The sequence below is a fragment of the Pseudocolwellia agarivorans genome, from assembly GCF_002000085.1.
Taxonomy (GTDB): domain Bacteria; phylum Pseudomonadota; class Gammaproteobacteria; order Enterobacterales; family Alteromonadaceae; genus Pseudocolwellia; species Pseudocolwellia agarivorans.
Genome location: NZ_MUZU01000004.1, coordinates 280,346 through 307,028, shown reverse-complemented (window position 1 = coordinate 307,028; position 26,683 = coordinate 280,346). Strand labels below are relative to the sequence as shown.

Below are 26,683 nucleotides of genomic sequence, written 5' to 3'. Positions count from 1 at the left end.
GTTTTATAATGCTATTAAAAACATGGTCACTAAGTTGCTATACATTATTTATAAACGTCTAAATAACGATATAAACATAAGGAAAATAATGAATAACAGTAAGTATGTTGAAACACAGGCCATACATTCAGGCCGAATTAATGACGAGCAATTTGGTTCTTTAGCAACGCCTTTATATCAAACATCTACTTTTACTTTTAAGAATGCTGAACAAGGTGCTAATCGTTTCTCTGGTGAAGAAGAAGGATATATTTATACCCGTTTAGGTAATCCTACGACAAGACAACTTGAGATGAGATTAGCAGCGATGGAAGGCACCGAAGATGCTGCTGCAACCTCTACAGGCATGGGAGCTGTTTCAGCCGCTTTATTAGCAAACTTAGTATGTGGGGATCATCTAATCGCCTCAAAAGCATTATATGGCTGCTCTTTTGCTCTTATTAATCATCAACTAACTAAGTTTGGCATTAGCGTAACCTTTGTTGATATGGAAGAACCAAACAACATAAAAGCCGCTATAACAGAAAACACCAAACTGATCTTTTTAGAAACGCCCATTAACCCTAATTTAATCGTTTTAGATTTAGAGAAAATTTGTGCTATCGCAAAAGATAACAACTTACTCTCTATAATCGACAATACATTCTTAACCCCTGTACTACAACAACCAGCTAAATTCGGAGCTGATCTTATAGTACATAGCGCAACAAAATACTTAAATGGTCATGGTGATGTGGTAGCAGGCATTGTATGTGGTTCGTTTGAAATGATTAACAATATCAAAATGACTGTTTTAAAAGACATAGGAGCAACGATAAGTCCGCACGATGCTTGGTTAATTATTAGAGGCCTTAAAACATTACCTATTCGTATAGAAAGGCATTGTAAAAACGCTCAATTAATTGCTGAGTTCTTAGAAAAGCATCCTATGATATCTCAAGTTTATTACCCTGGCTTACCTTCACATTCAGGTTATAAGTTTATAGATAAACAAATGAAAGCGGCTGGTGGGGTTATTGCGTTTGAATTAAAAGGTAATATTAACAGCGGTGCATTTTTTATTAATCATATGCAGCTATTTTCTATTGCAGTTAGCTTAGGAGATGCCGAATCATTAATTCAGCATCCTGCATCCATGACTCATTCACCTTATACTCCAGAAGAAAGAGAAGCAGCGGGGATAAGTGATAGTTTAATACGAATATCAGTAGGGTTAGAACATGTTAACGATTTAATATCTGACTTAAAACAAGCCTTATATAAAGTTGAAACTTATAACAAAAATGTCGCATAACGATTAAATACTATAGGCTGGGCAGTCTGTTACTTATTTAAAAATAACTGATTACTCAGCTACTTTGGATAAAGCAGTTTTCACTTCATGTTTTATCTTATCTAGCGCATCGTTATCATATGCAATTGCAGGAAATGCTCCCCATACAGGCTTAGGCCAAGCGATATCGTCACTAAATCTAACAATATGGTGAACATGTAATTGAGGGCAGATATTACCAATTGCAGCAACATTAAGTTTAGTCCCTTTAAACATTGCCATTAAAACTTCACTCAACAAACTAGATTCATTTAAAAACTGAATTTGCTGTTCCCATTCAAGCTCATAAATATCTAACACATCATTTACTTTCGGTACTAAAATAAACCACGGATATTGACTGTCATTCATGAGTAACACTTTACATAATGGAAATTCATAAACTTCAATGCAATCTTTAGCTAACATGTCGTGAAGTTGAAAATCAATATTCATTTAGCTTACACCTATCTTTTATTTTTACGACCGCGACCACGTGCTAACTTTTTAGCTTCTCGAGCCGCTATTTTATCCGCTTCCACTTTATCAAAATGGATAATTTCTTTTTCAATCATTTCAGGCGTTTCAAAAGTTATAGCACCTAGTGTTCTATCACGTATTTCATTAATTAAAATGGCTGATGCTTTATGGAGATCTACGCGCCCACCACTCTTAACACACCCCCTAACCCGTCCAATATCTTCTAACATTTCTATTTCTGTTGCAGGTAAAGTATCAAGCTTATAACGCTCTTTTAATCGTTCAGGGTATTCAAGAAGAAGATAGTCAGCGGCAAAAAAAGCGATATCATCATGATCAAAGGCAGTATCTTTCACAGCACTAGTAATAGCTAAACGATAACCGCTATTTTCGTTTACGATTTTAGGCCATAACATACCTGGCGTATCATAAAGATATAAACCTTCTTCAAGCTTTATACGCTGCTGACCTTTGGTTACTGCGGGCTCATTCCCTACTTTAGCTTTAGCTTTACCCACTAAAGTATTGAGCAATGTAGATTTACCTACATTGGGTATCCCCATAATAACGGCGTTAATTTGCTTACCTGTTTCATCTTTATTAGGAGCAAGTTTACGTATTAAAGCAGGAAGGGTTTTAGCAACACCCGGATTATCTGTGGTTAAAGCAATAGCTTTTACATTTTGTTGTGCTTCTAAATAATCTAACCACATTTGTGTTTTAATAGGATCAGCAAGATCAGATTTATTTAATATTTTAATTAATGGCTTATCACCTCTTATCTCAGTGATCATAGGATTTTCACTACTAAAAGGTAAGCGTGCGTCACATACCTCAATAACAACATCAATCTGAGGAAGGATGTCTTTTATTTCTCTTTGGGCTTTATGCATATGCCCAGGAAACCAATTAATCGCCATTTTATTAAATTTTCGTGAAGTATAATTATTTATATTTTATCAAAATTCATGTGATACAGCATTACTTTTAAAAATTTGATAAATAAGAAATAAACAATTAGGAATAAGTGTTAGACTCATACTAAATAACGCTAGATTTGAGATTAATACTGTATTTATTAAATACGCTCTACTCATACATTAACATATTTATATAAAAATATTTATCGAATAGATGCTTGTAGATCTTCTATAAACGTAAAGATAAAGAATTATTTATTTTACTAATTACCTTCATTGGAAAACCGCCTTGAAACGATAAATGGTTAAATTCAAAGACCATTGAAAAGAAGTTATTTAATCCAACTTGAGGTTATTTAAACTTAGCAGTTACACAAAATACCTTATAGCCGTATACAATATGTTATTCATGAAAACTATTCACATTAGTTTCTAGTGGGTAGTAATGATCTGCATCTTCAATTTTAATTAGCTTATCTTCAAGCCACCTTTTTTGAACACCTTCACTATAATTTAAATAAAGCTTATTTTCATAAATATGAAAAGCTTCAGGATCTGTACGAACCGTATCACCTTCATTTGCCATAGCGTAAGCACACCAACCACCATATTGCGGTGCATACTTTTCTGGATTAGCTATAAAGAGCGCTTTGTTTTCTTTATTGTCAAAATACCAATAAGCATCTCGCCATTTCACCTGAAAAGCTTTATCACCTTCAATAGCTTTATTTTGTGTAAAATAAGCAACAGTATCGTAACCATCAATAGCGATAGTATTGAAACGACCGGTATTTACGGCATCATCAACTGCGAAAGCAGATAAACTAAAAAACATCATCATAAAGGTAGCTAATTGAGCTGACTTTTTAACTAAAAACATCTTCATTTCCTTAAAAATAAATAACTACTTATAAGATAGGTTATAAAGGACTTTTATTTCATAGGTTAATAAATTTATTAAAGTCCTAATGAAACGCCTACTCTCCACATTAAGGCCAAAAATGAAAAAAGCACCTAAATAGGTGCTTTGAAATAGTGTCAGCTAACTAAGACCACTTTTTGGTAAGAAGACTTTTTATATTCGTTTCAAACGGTTAATGATAATTAGCTTCTTTGATACAGCAATCTTTATCTTTAAGCCACTTACTTTGAACGATTCTAATCTAAATGCTCTTCTAAGAACTCACCTATTTTCTTAAATGCATCCATGCGATTAACAGGTTCATCTAAATAATGTGTTCCGTATTTATATTCAGTGTATTCCACATCAATACCCGCTTTTTTGGCTTTCTCATAAAAGTTGCTCGATTGATCTAATCTAACCTGTGTATCATAAGTCCCATGCAGAAGAAGAATAGGTGCTTTTATTTTATCAAGATGATTAATTGCAGATACATTTGCTAATTCTTTGGCAATGTCACTTTTTGAAGGGTCACCAATTTCATTGATAACATGAGCACGTAAACTACCTTCCCATCGATAATCATCTTCAGCCAACTCAAGTAAGTCACTTACGCCGGCAACACTTATAATACATTTAAATGTATTTGGCTTTTGAAAAGATGCTGTTAATGCCACATAACCACCATAACTATAACCGGCTAAACAAGCATTATTTGTGTTAACCAGTTTTTGAGATTTTAACCAATCAAATGCATCATATACATCTTCTTGCATTAATTTCCCCCACTCCCGATAACCCGATACTTGGAAATCAGATCCAAAGCCACCAGAGCCTCGATAGTTCATTTGTAAAACCGCATAACCTTGATTTACAAAGAATTGAACAAAGGTATCAAAATATTGGTAATCACGCACACCGATTGGACCACCATGTGGCCATACAACTACAGGTGTTTTTTCTGGACTCGCATTATGTGGTAAAGTTAAATAACCTGAAAGCTCCGTTCCATCTTTAGCTTTATAGCTATAAGGAGTTACGTTAGGGAAGTTTTTCTTTTCTAAATAAGGGTATTGTGTAAACCAAATCCCTGCTTTTTTAACATTCAAATCCATCCAAATAAATTTACTTGGGCTATTATCACTGGCAGCTAAAATAAGCATTCTTTGCTTGTTTTGACTAAGACTATATATGCTTGTTTCGAAGTTTTTAAATGTATTCTTAACTAATGTCGCAATATTATTATTAGCGTCTTCGATATAATGACTTCTAAGGAAGTTATCAAAATAATAAACACCTAAGACTCTATCTCTATCAGCTGTATATATAACACCCTCAACATCATATTTTTCATGACTATAAATAATTTTTTCAAACTCACCTTTTGCTATGTCGTACTGCCATAAAGAGGCTCTGCGAGTTTCTCTGTCACTGATAACCAACAACTTATTGTCTTGCACAATCTTAGGCTCAAAGGTTTCCCCAGCATAAGCTTTTTGCTTATGTAAAAGGGTCCATTTGGATGATGCATCTTTACGATACCAAATCGTTCTTACATCACTTTCAACTTTATCTGTGCCGTAACCAAATACAACAACACCTTCACTGTTTACTACCCAAGTGTGAACATTATATGTATTAGCAAATAACTTCTCTAAACTACCGTCGTTAACATTAAATTTAAAAACAGCGTGATCTTTATCTCGTTTATCGTATAACTGAACTAAAATATGTTCTTTATCGTTTTTGAGTAAAGAAACTAAACTCACATCACCTGCTGCAATTTTTTCCCAATTGTTTAAGTCTCTTCTGCCTCTTTGTTTAATTTCTCGTAAGTTCTGACCGTCTATATCAATAGCAAACAAACGCGTCATTCTAAAGTAACGATCAACAATTCTTTCAGAATAACTTGCAGAAACTAAAACACGTTTCTCATTTATCCAATAAACATTATCTATTCTATCTTTAGCTTTTTTCAACTTAACAAGAGTCGTAATTTCTTGTCCACCAAAATCACTAACCACAACACTAGGCCCATCTTCTGTATTGTAGATGGCAACTATTTTGTTACCTTCTGGAGAAACAGATGGATCTTGGAACATTGGTAAAACACCGAAGTCTTTATAGGAAAGCTTTGTTTGGGCGGAGAAACTGCTGAAAGCAATACTGTACAAAGTAATTGCTAAAATGAATAAACTCTTCATTAATACATCCTTGTTGATTTTAAAATATAAACTTTTATTTTGACGAATAAAAACAAAAAAGCCAATATAAATATTGGCTTTTCATTAAAAATTAACAGTTTAAAATATTATTTTTTCTTTTTTACTGCTTTAGCATTAGGTAAATCTGTGATTGAACCTTCAAAGATCTCAGCCGCTAAACCAATAGATTCGTTTAACGTTGGGTGAGCATGAATAGTTAAACCAACATCTTCAGCATCAGCGCCCATTTCAACCGCTAAACAAACTTCACCTAGCATTTCGCCAGCGTTAATACCGACAATAGCACCACCAAGAACACGACCCGTTTCTTTTTCAAAGATCATCTTAGTTTTACCTTCAGTACGTGCAGAAGCGATAGCACGTCCAGAAGCTGCCCAAGGGAAGTTAGCAACTTCAATGTTTAAACCTTGTTCTTTAGCTTCACGCTCTGTAACACCAACCCAAGCCATTTCAGGATCAGTATAAGCGATTGAAGGAATACAACGAGGTTCGAACGTGTGTTTCTTACCTGAAATCACTTCAGCTGCACAATGTGCTTCATGAACAGCTTTGTGAGCAAGCATAGGTTGACCAACTACATCACCAATTGCGAAGATGTGATTTACGTTAGTACGTAATTCGTTAGTTACATTGATAAAACCACGCTCATCAACATTTACACCAGCTTTATCAGCATCAACTAAGTGGCCATTTGGCTTACGGCCAACAGCAACTAAAATTTTGTCGTAACGAACCTGACCTTCAGGAGCGTTCTTACCTTCAAATGTTACATATAAGCCATCGTCTTTCGCATCAACTGCAACAACTTTAGTAGACAACATAATGTTGAATTTAGCTTTATTGTAGTTAGTATAAATTTTAACGATGTCTTTATCAGCAGCAGGTACAAGTTGGTCTGCAAATTCAACCACAGAAACGTTAGAACCTAACGCTTTATATACTGTACCCATTTCTAAACCGATAATACCACCACCTAATACTAACAACTCTTCTGGCACATCTTTAAGTTCTAAAGCGCCTGTAGAATCGATAACACGAGGATCTTCTGTTGGTATAAAAGGTAAATCAACCACTGAAGAACCAGCAGCAATAATTGCATTGTCGAATGTAATTGTTGTTACTTTGCCGTCAGCGCCTTCAACAGCGATAGTTTTATCACTTGTAAATTTACCGTAACCGTAAACAGTATTTACTTTACGTGCTTTAGCCATTCCGCCTAAACCACCTGTTAATTGGCCGATTACGCTTTCTTTCCAACCGCGAATCTTATCTAAATCAATTTCTGGTTTGCCAAAAGTTACACCGTGAGATGCCATAGCTGCAGCATCATCAATAACTTTAGCTACGTGCAATAATGCTTTTGACGGAATACAACCAACATTTAAACAAACACCGCCAAGTGTTTCACGACTTTCAACTAATACTACATCTAAACCTAAATCGGCAGCGCGGAATGCTGCTGAATAACCACCAGGGCCTGCTCCTAAAACTACTACTTGAGTTTTAATTTCGTTGCTCATGCTAACCTCAATTTACGTATGAATATTCATTGTGCTAATTAATAAACAAGCACAATCAAGAATGTTTTTTATTATTCTGGCAAGAAGTCTACTTAAACTTGACCAAAATCTCTATCTTTTATGCTGATAATGTCGGCAACATAAAAACTTTCAGTGGATATTACTGTTAAGTTATGTTGCCGAACTAATTCAACAATAGAGTTTGCTATTTATAAAACAAGCTTTCTAATGTCTGACATTACACCTGCTAAATGCACAGTGAATCTTGCAGCAAGAGCACCGTCAATTACGCGATGGTCATAAGACATAGACAATGGCAACATTAACTTAGGCTCAAAGTCTTTTCCGTTCCACTTAGGTTTCATTTCAGATTTAGAAACACCTAAGATAGCGACTTCTGGTGCATTAACAATTGGAGTAAATGCTGTACCGCCAATACCACCTAAACTAGAAATAGTAAAACAACCGCCCTGCATGTCTGCTGCTTTAAGTTTTCCTTCACGTGCTTTAACGCTGATTTCTAAAAGCTCACGAGATAATTCGTAAATACCTTTTTTATCAACATCACGAACAACAGGAACTACCAATCCATTTGGTGTATCTACAGCAACACCAATGTGGATGTATTTCTTAAGAATTAAGCTTTCGCCATCTTCACTTAAGCTAGAGTTAAATGTTGGGTAGGCACGTAAAGCATCTGCTGCTGCTTTTAAAATAAACACAAGTGGTGTAATTTTAAAACCAAGTTTTTGCTTTTCACAAACAACATTTTGTTCTTTGCGGAATGCTTCAACATTTGTAATATCAGCTTCATCAAATTGAGTAACATGCGGAATGGTTACCCAGTTACGATGTAAGAATGGTCCAGAAATTTTCTGAATACGTGTTAAGGCTTTTGTTTCAATTTCACCAAATTTAGAGAAATCAATAGTTTTAGCACTAACAACTTGCAAGCCACCTTCACCACTTGCAACAGAGCTACCTGCATTCGCTTTAGGACGAGACAATTCATATTTAACATACGATTGAACATCTTCTTTAAGAATGCGCCCTTTACGACCAGTCCCCTTAACTAAGGTTAAATCAACACCAAATTCACGAGCAACACGGCGAATTGAAGGTGACGTATAAATTGCCCCTGTCGCTTTATATGTGCCAGCTTGAGGATGATGTGGAACAGGTGCTGACTTAGTAGCAGCAGGAGCTTCAACAGGCGCTTGAACTACAGCACTTGTTGCAGCAGCAGGAGCTTCAACAGATGAGGCTTCAGCTGAAGCAATGGGTGCTCCACTACTAGTTTCTAGCTTGATAACTAAAGAGCCTTTTTTAACCTTACCACCAACAGCAACTAAAACTTCTTTAACCGTACCAGCATGTGAAGAAGGTACGTCCATTGTTGCTTTATCTGTTTCTAATGTAATTAAGCCATCTTCTTCATTGATTTCATCACCAACAGCAACAAGTACATCAATAATGTCTACTTCACCATCTTCACCAATATCTGGCACAACAATATCAATAATTGCACTTTCAGTGGCAACCGGTGCAGCAGCTTGTGCTACTGGAGCCGATACAACAGGCGCGGCTTCAGATACAGGTGCAGCTGGTGCAGTTTCAGCAACAACAGAACCACCAGAAGTTTCTAGTTTAATAACAAGCGTACCTTGTTTAACTTTGTCGCCATTTGAAATGTAAACTTCTTTAACTGTACCCGCATGTGTTGAAGGTACGTCCATTGTTGCTTTATCAGTTTCTAAAGTAATTAAACCGTCTTCCGCTTCAATTACATCACCAACAGCCACGAGTACATCAATAACATCAACTTCGCCATCTTCACCTATATCAGGTACAGCTACATCAATAACTTCACTTGCGCTTGAAGTAACTGGTGCAGCAGGAGCAGATGGAGCTTCAACAGCAGGCATTTCAGCTACAGGCGCAGCGGGTGCTTCAGCAACAGGAGCTTCAGCCGAAGCCTCTGCACCTGACGCTTTTAATTCACCAATTACATCGCCTTCTTTAATTTTGTCGCCAACAGATACTGAAAGACTCGATAGTACTCCAGCAAAAGGTGCAGGAATATCCATTGAAGCTTTATCAGTTTCAACCGTTACAATACCTTCATCAGCTTCTAATGTGTCGCCAACAGCAACACAAATCTCGATAATTTCAACTTCTTCGCCACCAACATCAGGGACTAGAATTTTTTGAATATCAGACATATCTTTGATTCCTTCTCTAGTCTAAATTAAGAGTAAAGTGGGTTAAGTTTATCTGTGTTAATGTTAAAGCGTTTAATCGCTTCAGTAACAACACTCTTCTCAACTTCACCACGGTTAGCTAATTCATATAATGAAGCAACAACAACATAACCAGCATTCACCTCAAAGTGAGTACGTAAGTTAGCACGGCTGTCTGAACGACCAAAACCATCAGTACCTAAACAGCGGTAATCTGTATCGATAAAGGCACGAATTTGGTCTGAATATGATTTAACATAATCGGTTGCAGCAATAGCAGGACCTGCGGCTTTAGTGATGACAGTACCAATGTGAGCAGTTTTTTGTGCTGCTTCAGGGTTAAGCATATTCCAACGTGTAACTTCTTGACCTTCACGGGCCAATTCGTTGAAAGATGTTACTGAGTAAACATCACTTGAAACGTTATAGTCTTTAGCAAGAATTTGAGCAGCTTCACGCACTTGTAATAAAATAGTACCAGAGCCTAATAACTGAACGTTTGCAGCAGATTTTTTAGCAGCAACAGTTTCTAATTTATAAATACCTTTGATGATATCTTTTGCAACTTGCTCGCCCTCAGCACCTTCAGGCATTGCTGGATGTTGATAGTTTTCATTCATTAATGTCATGTAGTAGAAAACATTCTCGTTTTCACCATACATGCGACGTAAACCGTCTTGAACAATAACGGCAACTTCATAACCGTATGTTGGATCGTAAGTCACACAGTTAGGGATCAAGTTAGCTTGAACATGTGAATGTCCATCTTGATGCTGTAGACCTTCACCGTTAAGGGTTGTACGACCAGCAGTAGCACCTAATAAGAAACCACGTGCTTGGCTATCGCCAGCTGCCCATGCTAAATCACCAACACGTTGGAAACCAAACATTGAGTAGTAGATGTAAAACGGAATAGTTGTCGCGTTACAAGTAGAGTAAGACGTACCAGAAGCAACCCAAGATGCCATAGCACCTAGTTCGTTAATACCTTCTTGTAATACTTGGCCTTTCTTGTCTTCACGGTAATAAGCAACTTGATCAGCATCTTGAGGAACATATTTTTGTCCTTCATTTGCGTAAATACCCACTTGGCGGAATAAACCTTCCATACCGAAAGTACGTGCTTCATCAGGTATAATTGGAACAACGCGCTTACCAATCTTCTTATCTTTTAAAACAGCATTTAATACGCGAACAAACGTCATTGTTGATGAAACTTCACGTTCACCAGAACCTTTTAAAATAGCGTCGAATATTTTCAATCCAGGCATTTCTAATTGTTCTTCAGCTTGTTCACGACGTGCAGGTAATGAACCACCTAAGGCTTCACGACGCGCTTTCATGTACAAGTATTCTGGGCTATCTTCTGGGAATTTGTAAAATGGTAAATCTTCAATTTGATCATCAGCGATAGGCATATTGAAACGATCGCGATATCTCTTAATAGATTCAACATCCATTTTCTTAACGTTATGTGCAACGTTTTGCGCTTCGCCTGATGCACCTAAACCAAAACCTTTAACGGTTTTAGCAAGAATAACAGTAGGACGACCTTTAGTTTCCATTGCTTTTTTGTAAGCCGCGTAAACTTTAACAGGATCATGTCCACCACGGTTTAAGCGGTAAATATCAGCATCAGACATATTAGCAACTAATGCTGCTGTTTCTGGGTATTTATTAAAGAAGTTTTCGCGAGTGTACTTACCACCTTTCGCTTTACAGTTTTGATATTCACCATCAACTGTTTCACTCATCAATTGTAAAAGTTTACCTGAAGTATCACGGGCGATTAATGCATCCCAGTATGAACCCCAAATAACTTTAACAACTTCCCAACCTGCGCCACGGAATGTACCTTCAAGTTCTTGAATGATTTTTCCGTTACCACGTACTGGTCCATCTAAACGTTGTAAATTACAGTTGATAACGAAACATAAGTTATCTAAACCTTCACGAGACGCTAAACCAATAGCACCTAATGATTCTGGCTCATCAGTTTCACCGTCACCTAAGTAACAATAAACACGTTGGCCTGAACAATCTTTAATTCCACGATCGGTAAGATATTTTAAGAAACGTGCAGTATAAATAGCTTGTAATGGACCTAAGCCCATAGAAACTGTAGGGAACTGCCAAAAATCTTTCATCAAATGTGGATGAGGATAAGATGATAAACCTTCGCCATCACATTCTTGACGGAAGTTATTCATTTGCTTCTCAGTTAAGCGACCTTCTAAAAATGCACGGCTATATATACCTGGAGAAATATGACCTTGAGCAAAAATAAAATCGCCACCGTCTTTTTCTGAAGCTGCTTTAAAGAAGTGGTTAAAACCTACATCGTAAAGTGTTGCTGAAGAAGCAAAACTACCAATATGACCACCTAAGTCTAAATCTTTCTTTGAAGCACGTAATACAAGTACTAAAGCATTCCAACGAATTGCGGCACGAATACGCGATTCAATGGTTTGGTCTGCAGGCATATGAGGCTCTTGGCCTGGTGGAATAGTGTTTACGTATGCTGTTTTAGCATCAAACGGTAAATGTGTACCGCTACGGCGTGCACTATCAATTAATTTTTCCAATAGAAAATGAGCACGCTCTGGCCCTTCATTTTCTAAAACAGACTCCATTGATTCTAACCATTCTTGCGTTTCTGACGAATCAATATCAATTTTCGGGAGCTCAGACATAATTACTTTGTCTCCAAATGTTATTAAAGCCACTACATATGTGGCTTTGGGATTAAAGTTAAATATTAAAATTTACTTAAAATGTTTAAACATAAAAAATAATTAACGTTTACATGTAAACGACAAATTACTAATCAAATATAATGTATAGATATTACATCTATATTTTTCTTTGCATTCGTCTCATTGAACGCTCAACCCGGCTATTTTCTTGGGTCAGCTTCAACAAAACTTCTTCAATAAAAGCTAAATGACTATGACTAGCTCCCCAAGCACGTTGGGGCTTTCCACTCATAATAGCCTCTAACAAGTGTTTTCGATAATCCGTTATCTGAGAAAAAACATCTGGCCGCTTAGCCATCATTGTTAAATTTTGTTCTATATTATCAACCAACAAAGCTCTCATACTTCTAGCTAAGTGCAAAATAACAGCATTATGCGAAGCTGCACAAATAGCCATATAAAAATCAAATACGGCATTCGCTTCAAGATTGTAGCTATCTTCTAGCTGAACATTACCAATATTGTCATGCTTTCTTTGAATCTCATCAAAATCAGCCTGTGTCCCACGCATTGCAGCATAGTATGCCGCCATGCCTTCTATACCGTGTCTAAACTCTAATAAATCAAATTGCGATTCATTACTTTGTGACATTAGCTCAAACAGTGGGTCTGACAAGCCAGACAAAATAGTATGACTAACAAAGGTTCCGCCACCTTGTTTTCTTGTAACTAATTTTTTTGCTTCTAGTTTCTGTACCGCTTCTCTTAATGAAGGTCGCGATACATCAAATTGCTTTGCTAGTTCACGTTCAGGTAATAATTTTTCACCTGGTTGTAAACTGCCTTCAAGGATCATTGTTTCTAATTGTTCTTGAATAACATCTGATAACTTAGGCTGTTTAACTGCTTTTTTTACACTGCCATACGACATCTTTTTTATTACCTCTACAACCTAAACGAACTAAAAAAAGCTTGGTAAATTGGTATTACCAATGATATTTTGTTGTAAAAATAACAAAACTTTGCAGTTTTGTAAATGTAACATAGATTAATTCGCCCCATTTTCCAAGGAAAATTTTAGAGTCAAAACTTAAAACGGTCGTTTAAAAAACGCTAGCGCCATTGAGTTATATCAATCAAAAACACAATATAACAATAACTTAATACCTATAAACGGTAACCTGATTATTTGTATATTCCATTAATATTTTATTTCGTGATTACTAAGCAAAAATAAATGATGTTTGTAATAAAACAACAATAGCTACAGCACGCCCGTTAATATAAGAATTGAAATAAAGGCTAAACATAATAACAAGGTTCTTTTAGCTAGCCTTACTAAGGTACAAGGTTCAGCAGTACAGTCTTGAGAGTCAACCATAAAGTCTTCAGATTTTTGAGCGACTGAAACTAATGCTTCATACGACGGCATTTCAAGATCAAACAAATTTCCTAACCATATAGGTATCGCTTTAGAAAAGTGCCCTACTAGCATATAACCTAAGGCTATAATTCTTACGGGTAGCCAATCAATAATAAAAAGTAATTGATTAGATACACACACGTTGGGTGCTTCTTGCTCACTATTAACGGTAACACAGCGCTCATTTATGCTCGTTAATAGTCGATAAAACAAAGCGCCGGGTGCTCCAAAAATAACAAAAAATAGCATTATGGCTATAAAGTATCGATAATTTAGCCAAACCAAAGCTTGTCCAAAGCCCATTTCTGGTAACTGTTTATTTTGTAATAACTCTTTATGAATAAGATCACACGTTGTGGTTTCCCCGCGAAAGGCAGCGACTAAATAACGCTTATATATAGAACGAGTGTCTAAACACCCAAAACAAATAATTAAAATAACCGTTGAAGCGATTAAATATAAAAAATCATTATTCAATTGCGTTAGTACAATATAGCAAAGCACAGTAGGCACTAATAAAAATAACAGTAATATAATAGGAGACTTATCTTTTGAGTCCCCCTTAATATCATTTAAAGCCAGTTTACTATAACGCTTATAATAGGTATTAAATTGCCACCACTTATTTGATAAGTAGCGTTCTGATAACAATGCAATTAATAAACTGATTAAACTCATACAAACCAACCTTTTTGTTAAAAAATAACTGTTTAAATAGTACGTTAATTCAAACAGATTTTGAGCCGAATTGACTCAATATAACCAAAACTCAATATACCTGAATTATTTGGTACAACTATATATATCTAAACAACGAGAAAAATAATTCCAGTCAAATGCTTCACCCGGATCCGTTTTTCTACCGGGTGCTATTTGATTGTGCCCTGCTATATTATTTTTAATTTCAGGATATTCTTGTTGAATTGAAAAGCATGCCAATGCTAATGCTTGATACTGCTCTTCAGTATAAAGAATATCATCAGCGCCTTCTAGCTCAATTCCAATAGAGAAATCATTACACTTTTCTCTACCTTTATAAGAAGAAACTCCCGCATGCCATGCTTTATCTAAAAAAGAAACGTATTGTAGTAAACTCCCATCCCTTTTAATTAAACAATGAGCAGAAACTTTCATCTCATAAATAGTTTCAAAATAAGGATGAGTATCTTTATCTAATTTACCGAGAAAAAAATCAGTGATGTGATCTCCACCAAATTGTTTAGGAGGTAAAGAAATATTATGTACTACCAATAAGCTTATAGCGCAATTCTCTTCTCTCGGAGTAAAGTGTGGAGAAGGAAAATGTTTAATACCATTAGCATCAGAGTTAAACCAGCCATTATCTATAGCAATTTTCTTACTTTTTTTATTAAGAAAATATCCTTCATTTAATTGGCTAACCGAATCATTAGTCATACAATATCAGTCTCTATTTAAAATAAACTAAAACAATACGGGTATTATGACTGAAGAAGATACAACAAACAAAATAGGCAAATATTTTGGTTGGATTGCTTGGATACTCGCTATTGGTTTGCTTGTGTTTTTTTTTCAAGAAATACTTGAACAACAACAAAACCCAAATAGCTCCCCAAAAAATTACCTATCAGATAATGGCTTAAATGAAGTCCACCTTAAAAGAAATAAACAAGGCCATTACTTAACCGTAGGTAAAATAAATCAACAATCTGTTATTTTTTTACTTGATACGGGGGCAACTGACGTTTCTATTCCTGAACATATAGCAGAAAAATTAAACTTACCACGTTATAATAGCTATCAAGTATCTACAGCCAATGGTAATACGCAAGTTTACCGTTCAAAAATTAACGAGTTAAATATTGGTGATATTAGCTTATATAATGTAGAAGCGAATATTAACCCTTCATTTAACAGTGATGAAATCCTTTTAGGCATGAGCGCATTAAAGCAGCTAGAACTTCATCAAAGTGGCAAAACACTCATATTACGAGAACAAAAATAAATGCAAGCATCTCAATTATCAACAAACATAACTCCACAACTTCTAAATGACATTAAAGAAACAGTTACCTTTGCTCTTAAAGAAGACTTAAATAATGGCACTGACATTACCGCTGAATTAATTCCAGAAACTGATACAGCACACGCAACCGTGATCACACGAGAAAAATGTATTTTTTGTGGTGTAGCATGGGTAAACGAAGTATTTAAACAATTAGATGCTATTGTTGCTCAACAACTTGCTGAAAGTCAGCCAAATCTAACATTTGTACCGACAACGATCACATGGTTTGTAAATGACGGACAGCATATATCAGCCAATACCACCTTATTTGAGTTATCAGGCTACGCTCGTACATTATTAACAGGTGAGCGTACCGCTTTAAACTTTGTGCAAACGCTATCAGGTACAGCAACTATCACAAGTGAATACGTAAAAGCATTAAAAAATACAACCACTAAATTATTAGATACACGCAAAACCATACCGGGATTACGTAATGCTCAAAAATATGCAGTTACTTGTGGTGGTGGCTATAACCATCGTATTGGTTTATTCGACGCCTTCTTAATAAAAGAAAATCACGTAGCAGCTTGTGGTGGAATTACGCAAGCAATCAATAGAGCACAACAAAACCACCCTGATAAAAAAGTAGAAGTAGAAGTAGAATCCATTGATGAGCTTAATCAAGCATTAGCGGCCCAAGCCGACATCATTATGTTAGACAATTTCAGCCATGCCATGATTGAAGAAGCGGTTGTATTACGTAACCAAGCAGCAGAAAGCTTAATATTAGACACTTCAGGAATAGAAAATTCAAAAACTCAAAGGGAAGTAAAAAGAACCCAATTAGAAGTATCTGGCAATATGACACTAACTACATTAGCTGATTACGCTAAATCAGGAATCGACTTTATCTCGGTAGGTGCACTCACTAAACAAGTTAATGCCATAGATTTATCAATGCGATTTTCATAATCAAAATACCCAACAACTTTTATTAAGTAATTGCAAATTTAAAAAGCTTAAAAAATAGTATTCACCTCGTGAGCTGCTGTTTAATTAAACATAAAATCTATTTATTTGTATACAATATGATAAAAACCTAAATAAATAACCGAGATAAGTTGTTAAAATAAAGTAGCTTTTTTAACAAAATGTAAAAAACATGCTAAATATTAAAAAAAAACAAAAAAAAAGCAAAAAAATGTATAAGAATGTTTTACATCTTTAAAAAAGTGTCGCAGTATATATCCAACAACCCCGTAAAAATTAATGGAAAATTTTACTATGAAAACTTTAAATAAAATTAATAACGTAAATAAAGCAAAAGGTTTTACTCTTATTGAATTGATGATCGTTGTGGCGATTATCGGTATTTTAGCAGCGGTTGCGTTGCCTGCTTATCAACAATATACAACTAAAGCCAAGTTCTCAGAAGTTGTTCTAGCGACCACTGGTCTTAAAACACAAGTTGAATTATGTGCTCTTGATTTAGCAACAGTGACTGGTTGTACTGATGGTACACAGGGTAATGGTTGGTCTATTGCTGCAGTAGGTGCTTCAGGTTATGTATCATCAATAGCAACTACTAATGGTGCAATTGTTGCTACAGGTATAGCTGGACAAGGTATAAATAGTGCAACAGTAACATTAACGCCTACTTTAGCTAACAACAAAGTTTCATGGGTTAGAACTTGTTCTGATACAACTCTTTGTTAATTTAAATAAACAAATCATAACTAGAGGTTACTTCACAAGAGTAACCTCTATATTATTAAAAAGCGTCTAATTGAAGCTTTTTTTATGTCTTTAATATATTTCACTATTAAATTTTAACCTATCCTTTGTTTTTACATCAAAAATAAGTACACTCAGTATATTACTCATTGATGTACATAAAGGCATATGAAAGGTAGTCATAAACAATCCAGTTTACTTTCCGCATTATCAAAATTCGATATTGTTCCAACCAATATGGTTGAAAAGATTAATGCCGATTTTATTAAACAAAAGAAACCTTTTATCAGTTTCTTGGTTGAAGACCAAAAATATGACGCTAAAAATATTGCCAGTATACTTTCCCGCACCTTTGGTTACCCTTTAATCGATCTTAAAACCTTTGACACCACTTTAGTACCTGAAGGCGTTCGTAATGAGAACCTAATAAAAAAACATAATGCTTTACCCTTATTTTTACGTGGTAAAGTGCTATTTGTTGCGATGTCAGACCCCACTAACTTAGATGCTTTAGAAGAAATTCAATTTAACACCGGTTATACCACAGAGCTTGTTTTAACCGACGAAACTACCTTACACCAATGCATAGATAAAGTTTTAGAAGATGAAGGTGACAGCTTAGACATTTCAGACATTGATGCTGAAGAACTCGCCAATATGGATGTACAAGAGGATGTCGAGGACGCCCCAGTAACAAGCGATAAAGAAGATGCCCCTATCGTTGTTTATATTAATAAAATACTATTAGATGCAATTAAGAAAGGTGCTTCAGATTTACATTTTGAACCTTACGAAAAGTCTTACAGAATTCGTTTTCGTATTGATGGCATTTTATCAGAAGTTTCTCGCCCGAGTATTAAACTCGCGTCTCGTATGGCTGCCCGATTAAAAGTTATGTCTAAGCTAGATATTGCTGAGCGCCGAGTACCGCAGGATGGCCGTATTAAAATAGCGCTATCTAAGAAGAAATCTATCGATTTTCGTGTAAGTACGCTACCTACTATGTGGGGAGAGAAAATAGTAATGCGTATTTTAGACTCTTCAAGTGCTATGTTAGGCATTGAAATGCTAGGCTACGAAGATGAACAAAAGAAAATTTACACTGAAGCCCTTGACCAGCCTCAAGGTATGATTTTAGTGACTGGACCTACAGGTTCAGGAAAAACGGTTTCTCTTTATACCGGTTTAAATATTTTAAATACCCCTGAGCGTAATATCTCAACGGCTGAAGATCCTGTAGAAATAAATTTAGAAGGTATTAACCAAGTACAAATTAACGTTAAAGCCGGGCTAACCTTCCCAGGTGCATTACGTTCATTTTTACGTCAAGATCCTGATATTGTAATGGTGGGTGAAATACGAGATTTAGAAACCGCCGAAATTGCAATAAAAGCGGCACAAACAGGTCATTTAGTATTATCAACATTACATACCAACTCAGCTGCTGAAACATTAAACCGTTTATTAAATATGGGCGTTCCGGCTTATAACGTTGCGAGTTCAGTCAGTATTATTATTGCACAACGCTTAGCTCGTCGATTATGTACACAATGCAGAGTTGAAGAACATATTCCAGAACATGAACTATTACGACAAGGCTTTTTACCTGAACAACTTCCACAAGTAAAAATTTATAAGGCTGTTGGTTGCGACCATTGCACCGGGGGCTACAAAGGCCGAGTGGGCATATATGAAGTCATTAAAATCACAGACAGTATTGCAACTATTATTATGGAAGGTGGCAACTCTTTAGAAGTGGCAGAACAATGCCAAAAAGAAGGTTTTAATAACTTACGTCAATCAGGTTTAATAAAAGCAATGAACGGAATTACAAGCTTAGAAGAAATTAATCGGGTAACCAGTTCTTAAAAAATATAAAAATAATGTAGATAAAAACTAGATATACAAACTATAAAAATTAGGTAATTTTACATGGCAGTATCAAACACCAAACAAGCTAAAATTCTCGCCCCAAAAGCCTTAGATGTGTTTATTTGGCAAGGAGTTAACCGTAAAGGTAAAAAAATATCGGGCGAATTATCAGCTCCTAGTTTAATGGCTTTAAAAGCTCAATTACGCAAACAAGGTATTACGCCAGGTAGAGTTAAGAAAAAACCTAAACCTTTATTTGGTATGAGTGGTGAAAAAGCCATTACGCAAGGAGATATTGCAGCGATAACCCGACAAATTGCGACTATGTTAGGTGCAGGTGTACCTTTAGTACAAACCATTGAAATGATAGGCAGTGGTCATAGCAATGCTAAAATGCAAAAACTTTTAGCTGAAATAGGAAATAAATTACAATCTGGTTTACCTTTATCTGATTGTTTGCGTGAACATCCTTTGTATTTTGATAGCCTTTATTGCGATTTAGTTAATTCTGGTGAGCAGTCAGGTGCTTTAGAAACCATTTATGATCGAATAGCCACGTATAAAGAAAAAGCTGAAATTTTAAAAGCTAAAATTAAAAAAGCTATGACCTACCCTATTGCTGTTTTGGTAATAGCAGCAGTTGTTACATCGATTTTACTTATTTTTGTTGTTCCGGTATTCCAAGAAATCTTTGCAAGTTTCGGGGCTGAGTTACCTGCCTTTACTTTATTTGTTGTTGGTATATCAGAATTTATGCAAGCCTATTGGTATATGGGGTTAGGTGCTTTATTTTTAGCAGGTTTCTTATTTAAACGCGCCCATAGAAACAGTCAAAAATTAAGAGATAACGTAGATAAAAAAATCCTTAAACTACCTGTTATAGGCGATTTATTAAAAAAAGCAGCTGTTGCACGTTATGCACGTACTTTATCAACTACTTTTGCCGCGGGTGTACCTTTACCCGATGCACTTCAATCAGCTGCTGGAGCTTCAGGTAATGCCGTATTCCGCGATGCAATTTTAGATATTCGTTCTGAAGTGACCTCAGGTATGCAAATGAATTTAGCTATGCGTAACTGTAGTATATTCCCTGATTTAGTTATTCAAATGGTGGCAATTGGCGAAGAGTCTGGTGCTGTTGATGATATGCTATCAAAAGTGGCTACCGTATATGAACGCGAAGTTGATGACGCTGTAGATAATTTAACAGCATTATTAGAGCCTATGATTATGGCAGTATTAGGTGTGGTTATTGGTGGCTTAATTATTGCGATGTACTTGCCTATTTTCCAAATAGGTATGGTTGTTTAATTTTTTAAATATTAACAACAACACTAGTTTATATACTCATAATTTTATGATTAAGCCATTCTTTTGAATGGCTTAATTTTTTAGAACAATATTTTTAATTTGAGGTTATTAATGTTTACAGATTTAATGTTTGCTTTTGAAAATAACTTAATGATTTTTTATGCAGTTGTTGCTTTATTTTCATTGTTAATTGGTAGCTTCCTCAATGTGGTTATCTATCGTTTGCCTAAAATCATGGAGCAAGGATGGTATAAAGAGTGCCGAGAATTTTTAGCGGATGAATTACCTAAAACAAAAGAAAATAAGTCCGATACAAAAGAAACAGCAATAACTCTTTCTAAGCCAAACTCTACCTGTCCTAACTGTGGTCATTTAATACGTTTTTACGAGAATATTCCTGTCATAAGTTGGTTGTTTTTAAAAGGAAAGTGCAGCCAATGTAAAAATAAAATATCTGTTCGCTATCCTATTATTGAATTAACCACAGCATTTTTAGGTACCATCATCGCCGTTAATTATGGAGTTACGAGTACCGCATTATTTATTATTTTATTAACTTATGCGTTAATTTGTTTAACCATGATAGATTTTGATCACATGTTATTACCCGATCAAATTACTCTCCCTTTCCTTTGGCTAGGTTTACTTGTAAATATCAATGGCGCAATTGTACCATTGCAAGATGCTGTAATTGGTGCCGTTGCTGGTTATATGAGCTTATACTGTGTATTTTGGCTATTTAAGTTAATAACAGGTAAAGAGGGCATGGGTTATGGTGATTTTAAACTGGTGGCTTTATTTGGTGCTTGGATAGGTTGGCAATTACTCCCTTTGTTGATATTAATGGCTTCAGCGGTTGGCGCAGTTATCGGTATTAGTTTAATGGTATTTAAAAATCATCAACGTGAACAAGCAATCCCGTTTGGACCATATTTAGCTATTGCAGGTTGGATCACTATGATATGGGGGAATAACATCTGGGGCTGGTATTTAAGCACACTCGTATAGGCATAGATAAATACCTTTTTCGAATCTATAAAGACTTAAAACTATGAAAAAATTTGTTGTTGGCTTAACGGGTGGTATAGGTAGTGGAAAAACCACTGTCGCGAATATGTTTAATAAGCTAGGTGTTGAGCTTATTGATGCTGATATAATCGCACGAGACGTAGTCAAACCTAGCACACCTGCCTTAGCAAAAATAAAGGAACATTTTGGTGTTGATGTCATATTACCTGATGGCTCTTTAGACAGATCTAAATTACGCCATAAAATCTTTAGCTCAGAACATGAAAAACAATGGCTTAATAGTTTATTACACCCTCTTATTCGTGAATCTATATTAACTAAAATTACAGAAACTACAGGTGAATACTGTATTTTAGTGGCTCCCCTATTATTAGAGAACAAACTTACTCAATACGTAAATCGTACTTTAGTTATTGACGTTGATAGATCCACACAAATAGAAAGAACGGTAAAACGAGATAACAATGCGAAAAGCGTTATTGAAAAAATTATAGCAAGTCAAATATCGCGAGAAGAGAGATTAAAACACGCCGATGATATTATTGATAACTCAGAAAGTGATCTAAACGTAATTCAAAAACAAGTTGAACAACTTCATAAAATCTACATTAGCATGGCAAAAGAACAGTAAAATTATATTATCGTTTGGTTAAAAAACCAGATTAGCCAATTTACTTTACTTTAACAGCCCGTTAACACGGTAAAGTGTAAGATTTTATGAAATACATTAGCCATTTTAACTTTGCAGCGCTAAGATGGTGACATTCTAAGGTCTAGTTAATTGTTATGTCATCAGTATTATTTGAACACCCACTAAACGAACGTATTCGTAACTATTTAAAGCTTGAACAATTGTTTAAGCATTTAGATATGAGCTCTTCTAGTAATATTAGTTCTTCACATATTACTTATTTTAATGCGCTATTTTCAATAATAGACACGCTTGAGAGAAACGATATACGTGGTGATCTAATTAAAGAACTCGAAAAGCTTGAACAAAGTTTAGTTGTTTGGTCGCAAGCCCCTGATATTGATACCTCACTTTTAGAAAAGAACCTTAAACAAACAATTACGTTATTGTGTGAACTCAAAAAAACTAAGCAACAATGGCTAGATTATAGAGAAATAAAATTTCTTACGGGGCTTAAACAAAGGTTTGCGATGCAAGGTGGAACTTGTGTGTTTGATCTACCTCAATTACACTTTTGGCTTAGTCGTGACGAACCCATACTTGTTGCAGAAATGAAATCGTGGATCAACTTATTTTCATCAATCTCTTTAAGCTTGTGTCTTACGTTAAAATTCATTCGATTAAGAGGTGAGTTTGAAAATATAGAAACCGATAATGGTTTTTATCAAGACAACGGTGAAAACTTACTTCTACTAAGAATTAAAACACCTAACAATGCCAATTTTTACCCTACAGTCAGTGGAAATAAGTTTAGATATTCAATTCGTTTTGTTGTGCCCTGCAATGAAATGGGCAGGCGTTATTTAAATCAGCCAACAAATTTTGAGCTAGCAAAGTGTTAGCACTTAGCGTTATTTAATTTTATAATACTCAAATTATTTATTTAAAGAGTTTCCTTATGTCCCTGACAGTTTCATGCCCTACCTGTAAAAATGATGTTATTTGGCAACCAGAAAGCACATATAGACCGTTTTGTAGTAAACGTTGTCAACTCATTGATTTAGGCGAATGGGCTGATGAAGGCCACAAAATAGCTCAAAACATTGATCCTAACCAAGAAATCACTGAAGAAATGTTAGATGCTTTAGAAGGTGAGTTTTTACAACATAACAAATTTTTTGTTGAGCCTGAATAATACTGAGTTAATTAGTCACTTATAAACCCTTTATTATTCAGCTTCATCTATACTTTTTAACGCATCTAAAATCCCTTTATTTGCGTCAGGTAAATCTAAACTCAGTAATTCTTCAAAAGTGAACCATCCCTCTTTTTGTCCTTCTAGTGCTTTAGGTTCATTTGAAAAATTTTCCACTAAATAAACAATTAAAGATACGGCTTTATCGCCATAATCATGATTGATGGTGATTAATGGGCTACTACTTAGTACATCAATATTGACTTCTTCTTTAAGCTCACGGTTTAATGCATATTCTGGTAATTCATTGGTTTCAACCTTCCCACCAGGAAATTCCCATTTTCCACCTTGGTGTACGTGCTCTAAACGTTTAGTCATAAAATAAAGCTTATTACGTTTAATAACACCAACAGCAACTTCAACAATTTTTTTCATCTTTATTCTTCTTTTGAAATTAAAAAATATTATAAAAAAGCCAGTCTATTGACTGGCTTTAAGTTTATATAAACTATAAATAGTATCTAAGTTAATTTACCGTGACATTGTTTATATTTTTTGCCTGAACCACAAGGGCAAACTTCATTTCTGCCAACTCGTCTTGTTTCTTGAGGTTCAGTAGCTGAACTAGAAGATTCATGAGTAAATTCTTTAGGTGCTTCTTCCGCCTTACGGTGTTGCTCTTCTACCGCTTCAACATCAGATTCAGCTTGAATTTTAACTTTACTTAAAATACCTATTACATCATATTTTAAGTTCTCTAAAAGCTCGGAAAATAGCTCAAACGATTCACGCTTGTATTCTTGTTTAGGGTTCTTTTGTGCATAGCCACGTAAATGAATACCTTGACGTAAATGATCCATTGCAGCTAAATGCTCTTTCCAATGAGAATCTAAACTTTGTAGCATAACGGCTTTTTCAAATTGACGAATAACATCGCTGCCAACAACCGCTTCTTTTTCTGCATAAACGGTATTTGCTGTTTCTAGTATTTTTTCACGTAAGGTTTCTTCGTGTAATTTACTATCTTCTTTAAGCCATTGTGCAATAGGTAATTCAAGTGCTAAGTCACCTTTTAAACGCTCTTCTAAGCCTTCAACGTCCCACATTTCTTCTAATGATTGTGGTGGTATATGCTGATCAATTAATCCATTAACAACATCGGCACGAATAGCGGTAATAACGTCAGATATTTCAGCTTCGTCCATCAGTTCATTACGTTGTTCGTAAATAACTTTACGTTGATCGTTAGCTACATCATCAAACTCTAACAGCTGTTTACGCATATCAAAGTTTCTACCTTCAACCTTACGTTGAGCATTTTCAATACTTTTTGTAACCCAAGGATGCTCTATAGCTTCGCCATGTTCCATACCTAACTTACGCATCATGTTACCAATACGCTCAGAGGCAAAAATGCGCATTAAGCCATCTTCCATTGATAAGTAGAAGCGTGTAGAACCTGCATCACCCTGACGACCTGCACGACCACGTAGCTGGTTATCAATACGACGAGACTCATGGCGCTCTGTTGCTATAATATGCAAACCACCGATAGCTAACACTTTTTCGTGTTGTTCTTGCCACTCAGCTTTAGCTTTTGCTATTGCCTCTTCTGACGGGTTATTTAGTTTGGCAAGAATAGCGTTTAAGTTACCACCTAAAACAATATCTGTACCGCGGCCAGCCATGTTAGTTGCAATAGTTACTGCGCCAATTTTACCTGCATCAGCAACAATTTCTGCTTCTTGCTCATGGAACTTAGCATTTAGTACTTTGTGTTTAATTTTAGCTTTTTTAAGAAAGTTTGATAAAAACTCTGAGGTTTCGATACTAATAGTACCAACAAGTACAGGTTGTCCACGTTCTACACAACCTTTAATATCTTCTAAAATAGCCTCAAACTTTTCTTCAGCAGTTAGATAGATTAAATCTGAACGATCATCACGTATCATTGGCTGATTTGTTGGAATAATAACGGTTTCAAGACCATATATATGATTAAATTCAAATGCTTCAGTATCAGCTGTACCTGTCATACCTGATAGCTTGTCATATAATCTAAAGAAATTTTGGAAAGTGATTGATGCTAATGTTTGGTTTTCATTTTGAATATCTACACCTTCTTTCGCTTCAACCGCTTGATGTAAACCTTCTGACCAACGACGACCTTCCATTGTACGACCTGTATGTTCGTCAACAATAACAATTTCGCCTTCTTTAACAATGTAATCTACATCTTTTTGGAAAAGTTTATGAGCACGAAGTGCAGCCATTACATGATGTAACAAGGTTATATTGCTTGCAGAGAATAAAGAGTCACCTTCTTGGATCAACCCTTTTTCTTGCATAATTTCTTCAATACGTATTTGACCACGCTCTGTTAAATAGATTTGCTTAGCTTTTTCATCAATAGTGAAATCGCCAGTACTTGCTTCGTTTTCTTTATCTTCTTCTGCTTGTTGCTCTAGCGTAGGCACTACAGTATTGATAACTTTATATAACTCTGCGTTATCTTCCGCTTGACCAGAAATAATAAGAGGAGTACGTGCTTCATCAATAAGTATCGAATCAACTTCATCGATAATAGCAAAATGTAACGGCTTTTGAGAACGTTCTTCTGGTGAAAACGCCATGTTATCGCGAAGATAATCAAAACCAAATTCATTGTTCGTACCGTAGGTAACATCGGCTTGATATGCTGCTTGTTTTTCCTGTGGCATTAAGCCTGGAATATTACAACCAACTGTCATTCCTAAAAACTCAAATAAAGGTCGACTCCAGTCCGCATCACGACTAGCAAGATAATCGTTTACAGTAATTACGTGAACGCCTTTTCCTGTAAGCGCATTTAAATAAGTCGGTAGTGTTGCAGTTAGGGTTTTACCCTCACCTGTTCTCATCTCGGCAATTTTACCTTGATTAAGCACCATGCCACCGATCATTTGAACGTCAAAATGACGCATACCAAAAACACGTTTACTGGCTTCACGAACAACAGCAAAAGCTTCAGGTAAAAGGCTATCTAAGGTTTCTTCATTAGCAAGACGTTCTTTAAACTCAGCTGTTTTATTTTTTAATTCTTCATCGGTTAATGCTTCAATTGCCGGCTCTAATGCATTAATTTTCGCTACTTCTTTTCTCATTTGTTTTAATAATCGATCGTTACGACTACCAAACAGCTTTGTTATTAACTTTACAAACATC

Annotated in this window: 22 protein-coding genes; 10 read left to right on the top strand and 12 right to left on the bottom strand. The window is 35.5% G+C overall.

The annotated features are described in order from the left end of the window. The first annotated feature begins 88 nt into the window (after positions 1–88). Positions 89–1,294 (top strand): methionine gamma-lyase, encoded by a 1,206-nt coding sequence (gene megL / locus B0X80_RS08670; RefSeq protein WP_077339510.1) that lies wholly within the window; start codon positions 89–91, stop codon positions 1,292–1,294. Between the two features lie 51 nt (positions 1,295–1,345). Here the strand turns inward: megL and B0X80_RS08665 are convergent, their stop codons facing one another. The 10 genes from B0X80_RS08665 to ampD all read right to left on the bottom strand — a co-directional run bounded on the left by B0X80_RS08665 (position 1,346) and on the right by ampD (position 15,133). Further along, positions 1,346–1,768, bottom strand: a complete 423-nt coding sequence (locus B0X80_RS08665) for an HIT domain-containing protein (protein WP_175623913.1) — start codon at positions 1,766–1,768, stop codon at positions 1,346–1,348. 11 nt (positions 1,769–1,779) lie between these two features. After that, on the bottom strand, positions 1,780–2,712 hold the full coding sequence (gene ylqF, locus B0X80_RS08660; RefSeq protein ID WP_077339508.1) for a ribosome biogenesis GTPase YlqF: 933 nt from the start codon (positions 2,710–2,712) through the stop codon (positions 1,780–1,782). Between the two features lie 403 nt (positions 2,713–3,115). Continuing rightward, complete coding sequence (locus B0X80_RS08655) at positions 3,116–3,592, bottom strand: YHS domain-containing (seleno)protein (protein WP_342743282.1); 477 nt, start codon at positions 3,590–3,592, stop codon at positions 3,116–3,118. A gap of 278 nt (positions 3,593–3,870) precedes the next feature. Then, the gene (locus B0X80_RS08650) at positions 3,871–5,817 is read right to left on the bottom strand and encodes an alpha/beta hydrolase family protein (protein WP_077339506.1); all 1,947 of its coding nucleotides are present in this window, start codon (positions 5,815–5,817) and stop codon (positions 3,871–3,873) included. Positions 5,818–5,924: 107 nt separating this feature from the next. Continuing rightward, entirely contained in the window at positions 5,925–7,358 is a 1,434-nt protein-coding gene (lpdA, locus tag B0X80_RS08645; protein WP_077339504.1) for a dihydrolipoyl dehydrogenase, read from the bottom strand. A 209-nt stretch (positions 7,359–7,567) separates the two neighbouring features. Then, entirely contained in the window at positions 7,568–9,580 is a 2,013-nt protein-coding gene (gene aceF, locus B0X80_RS08640) for a pyruvate dehydrogenase complex dihydrolipoyllysine-residue acetyltransferase (protein ID WP_077339502.1), read from the bottom strand. Between the two features lie 26 nt (positions 9,581–9,606). Continuing rightward, positions 9,607–12,291, bottom strand: coding sequence for a pyruvate dehydrogenase (acetyl-transferring), homodimeric type (gene aceE / locus B0X80_RS08635; RefSeq protein ID WP_077339500.1), 2,685 nt, complete (start codon positions 12,289–12,291; stop codon positions 9,607–9,609). A 160-nt stretch (positions 12,292–12,451) separates the two neighbouring features. Beyond that, on the bottom strand, positions 12,452–13,225 hold the full coding sequence (gene pdhR / locus B0X80_RS08630; protein WP_077339498.1) for a pyruvate dehydrogenase complex transcriptional repressor PdhR: 774 nt from the start codon (positions 13,223–13,225) through the stop codon (positions 12,452–12,454). A gap of 333 nt (positions 13,226–13,558) precedes the next feature. Beyond that, a complete protein-coding gene (gene ampE, locus B0X80_RS08625) occupies positions 13,559–14,395 on the bottom strand; it encodes a beta-lactamase regulator AmpE (protein WP_077339496.1) in 837 nt (278 codons plus the stop codon). A gap of 105 nt (positions 14,396–14,500) precedes the next feature. Beyond that, positions 14,501–15,133, bottom strand: coding sequence for a 1,6-anhydro-N-acetylmuramyl-L-alanine amidase AmpD (gene ampD / locus B0X80_RS08620; RefSeq protein ID WP_077339494.1), 633 nt, complete (start codon positions 15,131–15,133; stop codon positions 14,501–14,503). Between the two features lie 46 nt (positions 15,134–15,179). Here ampD and B0X80_RS08615 point away from each other — a divergent pair, with 46 nt between their 5' ends. The 9 genes from B0X80_RS08615 (at position 15,180) to yacG (ending at position 23,479) form a co-directional block, all read left to right on the top strand. After that, a complete protein-coding gene (locus B0X80_RS08615; protein WP_077339492.1) occupies positions 15,180–15,701 on the top strand; it encodes a retropepsin-like aspartic protease family protein in 522 nt (173 codons plus the stop codon). Then, positions 15,702–16,679 carry a carboxylating nicotinate-nucleotide diphosphorylase gene (gene nadC / locus B0X80_RS08610; protein ID WP_077339491.1) on the top strand — a complete coding sequence of 326 codons (978 nt, stop codon included), beginning with the start codon at positions 15,702–15,704 and terminating at the stop codon, positions 16,677–16,679. Positions 16,680–16,991: 312 nt separating this feature from the next. Beyond that, on the top strand, positions 16,992–17,423 hold the full coding sequence (locus B0X80_RS08605) for a pilin (protein WP_077339490.1): 432 nt from the start codon (positions 16,992–16,994) through the stop codon (positions 17,421–17,423). A 255-nt stretch (positions 17,424–17,678) separates the two neighbouring features. After that, positions 17,679–19,310, top strand: a complete 1,632-nt coding sequence (gene pilB / locus B0X80_RS08600) for a type IV-A pilus assembly ATPase PilB (RefSeq protein WP_425439700.1) — start codon at positions 17,679–17,681, stop codon at positions 19,308–19,310. 63 nt (positions 19,311–19,373) lie between these two features. After that, positions 19,374–20,624 carry a type II secretion system F family protein gene (locus tag B0X80_RS08595; protein ID WP_077339488.1) on the top strand — a complete coding sequence of 417 codons (1,251 nt, stop codon included), beginning with the start codon at positions 19,374–19,376 and terminating at the stop codon, positions 20,622–20,624. Positions 20,625–20,735: 111 nt separating this feature from the next. Beyond that, positions 20,736–21,632, top strand: a complete 897-nt coding sequence (locus B0X80_RS08590) for a prepilin peptidase (protein WP_077339487.1) — start codon at positions 20,736–20,738, stop codon at positions 21,630–21,632. A gap of 43 nt (positions 21,633–21,675) precedes the next feature. Next, on the top strand, positions 21,676–22,284 hold the full coding sequence (gene coaE / locus B0X80_RS08585) for a dephospho-CoA kinase (RefSeq protein WP_077339486.1): 609 nt from the start codon (positions 21,676–21,678) through the stop codon (positions 22,282–22,284). Between the two features lie 155 nt (positions 22,285–22,439). Beyond that, a complete protein-coding gene (zapD, locus tag B0X80_RS08580; RefSeq protein ID WP_077339485.1) occupies positions 22,440–23,186 on the top strand; it encodes a cell division protein ZapD in 747 nt (248 codons plus the stop codon). Between the two features lie 56 nt (positions 23,187–23,242). Next, complete coding sequence (gene yacG / locus B0X80_RS08575; protein WP_077339484.1) at positions 23,243–23,479, top strand: DNA gyrase inhibitor YacG; 237 nt, start codon at positions 23,243–23,245, stop codon at positions 23,477–23,479. Between the two features lie 33 nt (positions 23,480–23,512). Here yacG and mutT read toward each other — a convergent pair whose 3' ends face one another. Both mutT and secA read right to left on the bottom strand, forming a co-directional pair. Further along, positions 23,513–23,914 carry an 8-oxo-dGTP diphosphatase MutT gene (mutT, locus tag B0X80_RS08570; RefSeq protein ID WP_077339483.1) on the bottom strand — a complete coding sequence of 134 codons (402 nt, stop codon included), beginning with the start codon at positions 23,912–23,914 and terminating at the stop codon, positions 23,513–23,515. An 86-nt stretch (positions 23,915–24,000) separates the two neighbouring features. Further along, positions 24,001–26,682: a preprotein translocase subunit SecA gene (secA, locus tag B0X80_RS08565; RefSeq protein WP_077339482.1), complete on the bottom strand. Its 2,682-nt coding sequence runs from the start codon at positions 26,680–26,682 to the stop codon at positions 24,001–24,003. Between the last annotated feature and the right edge of the window lies 1 nt (position 26,683).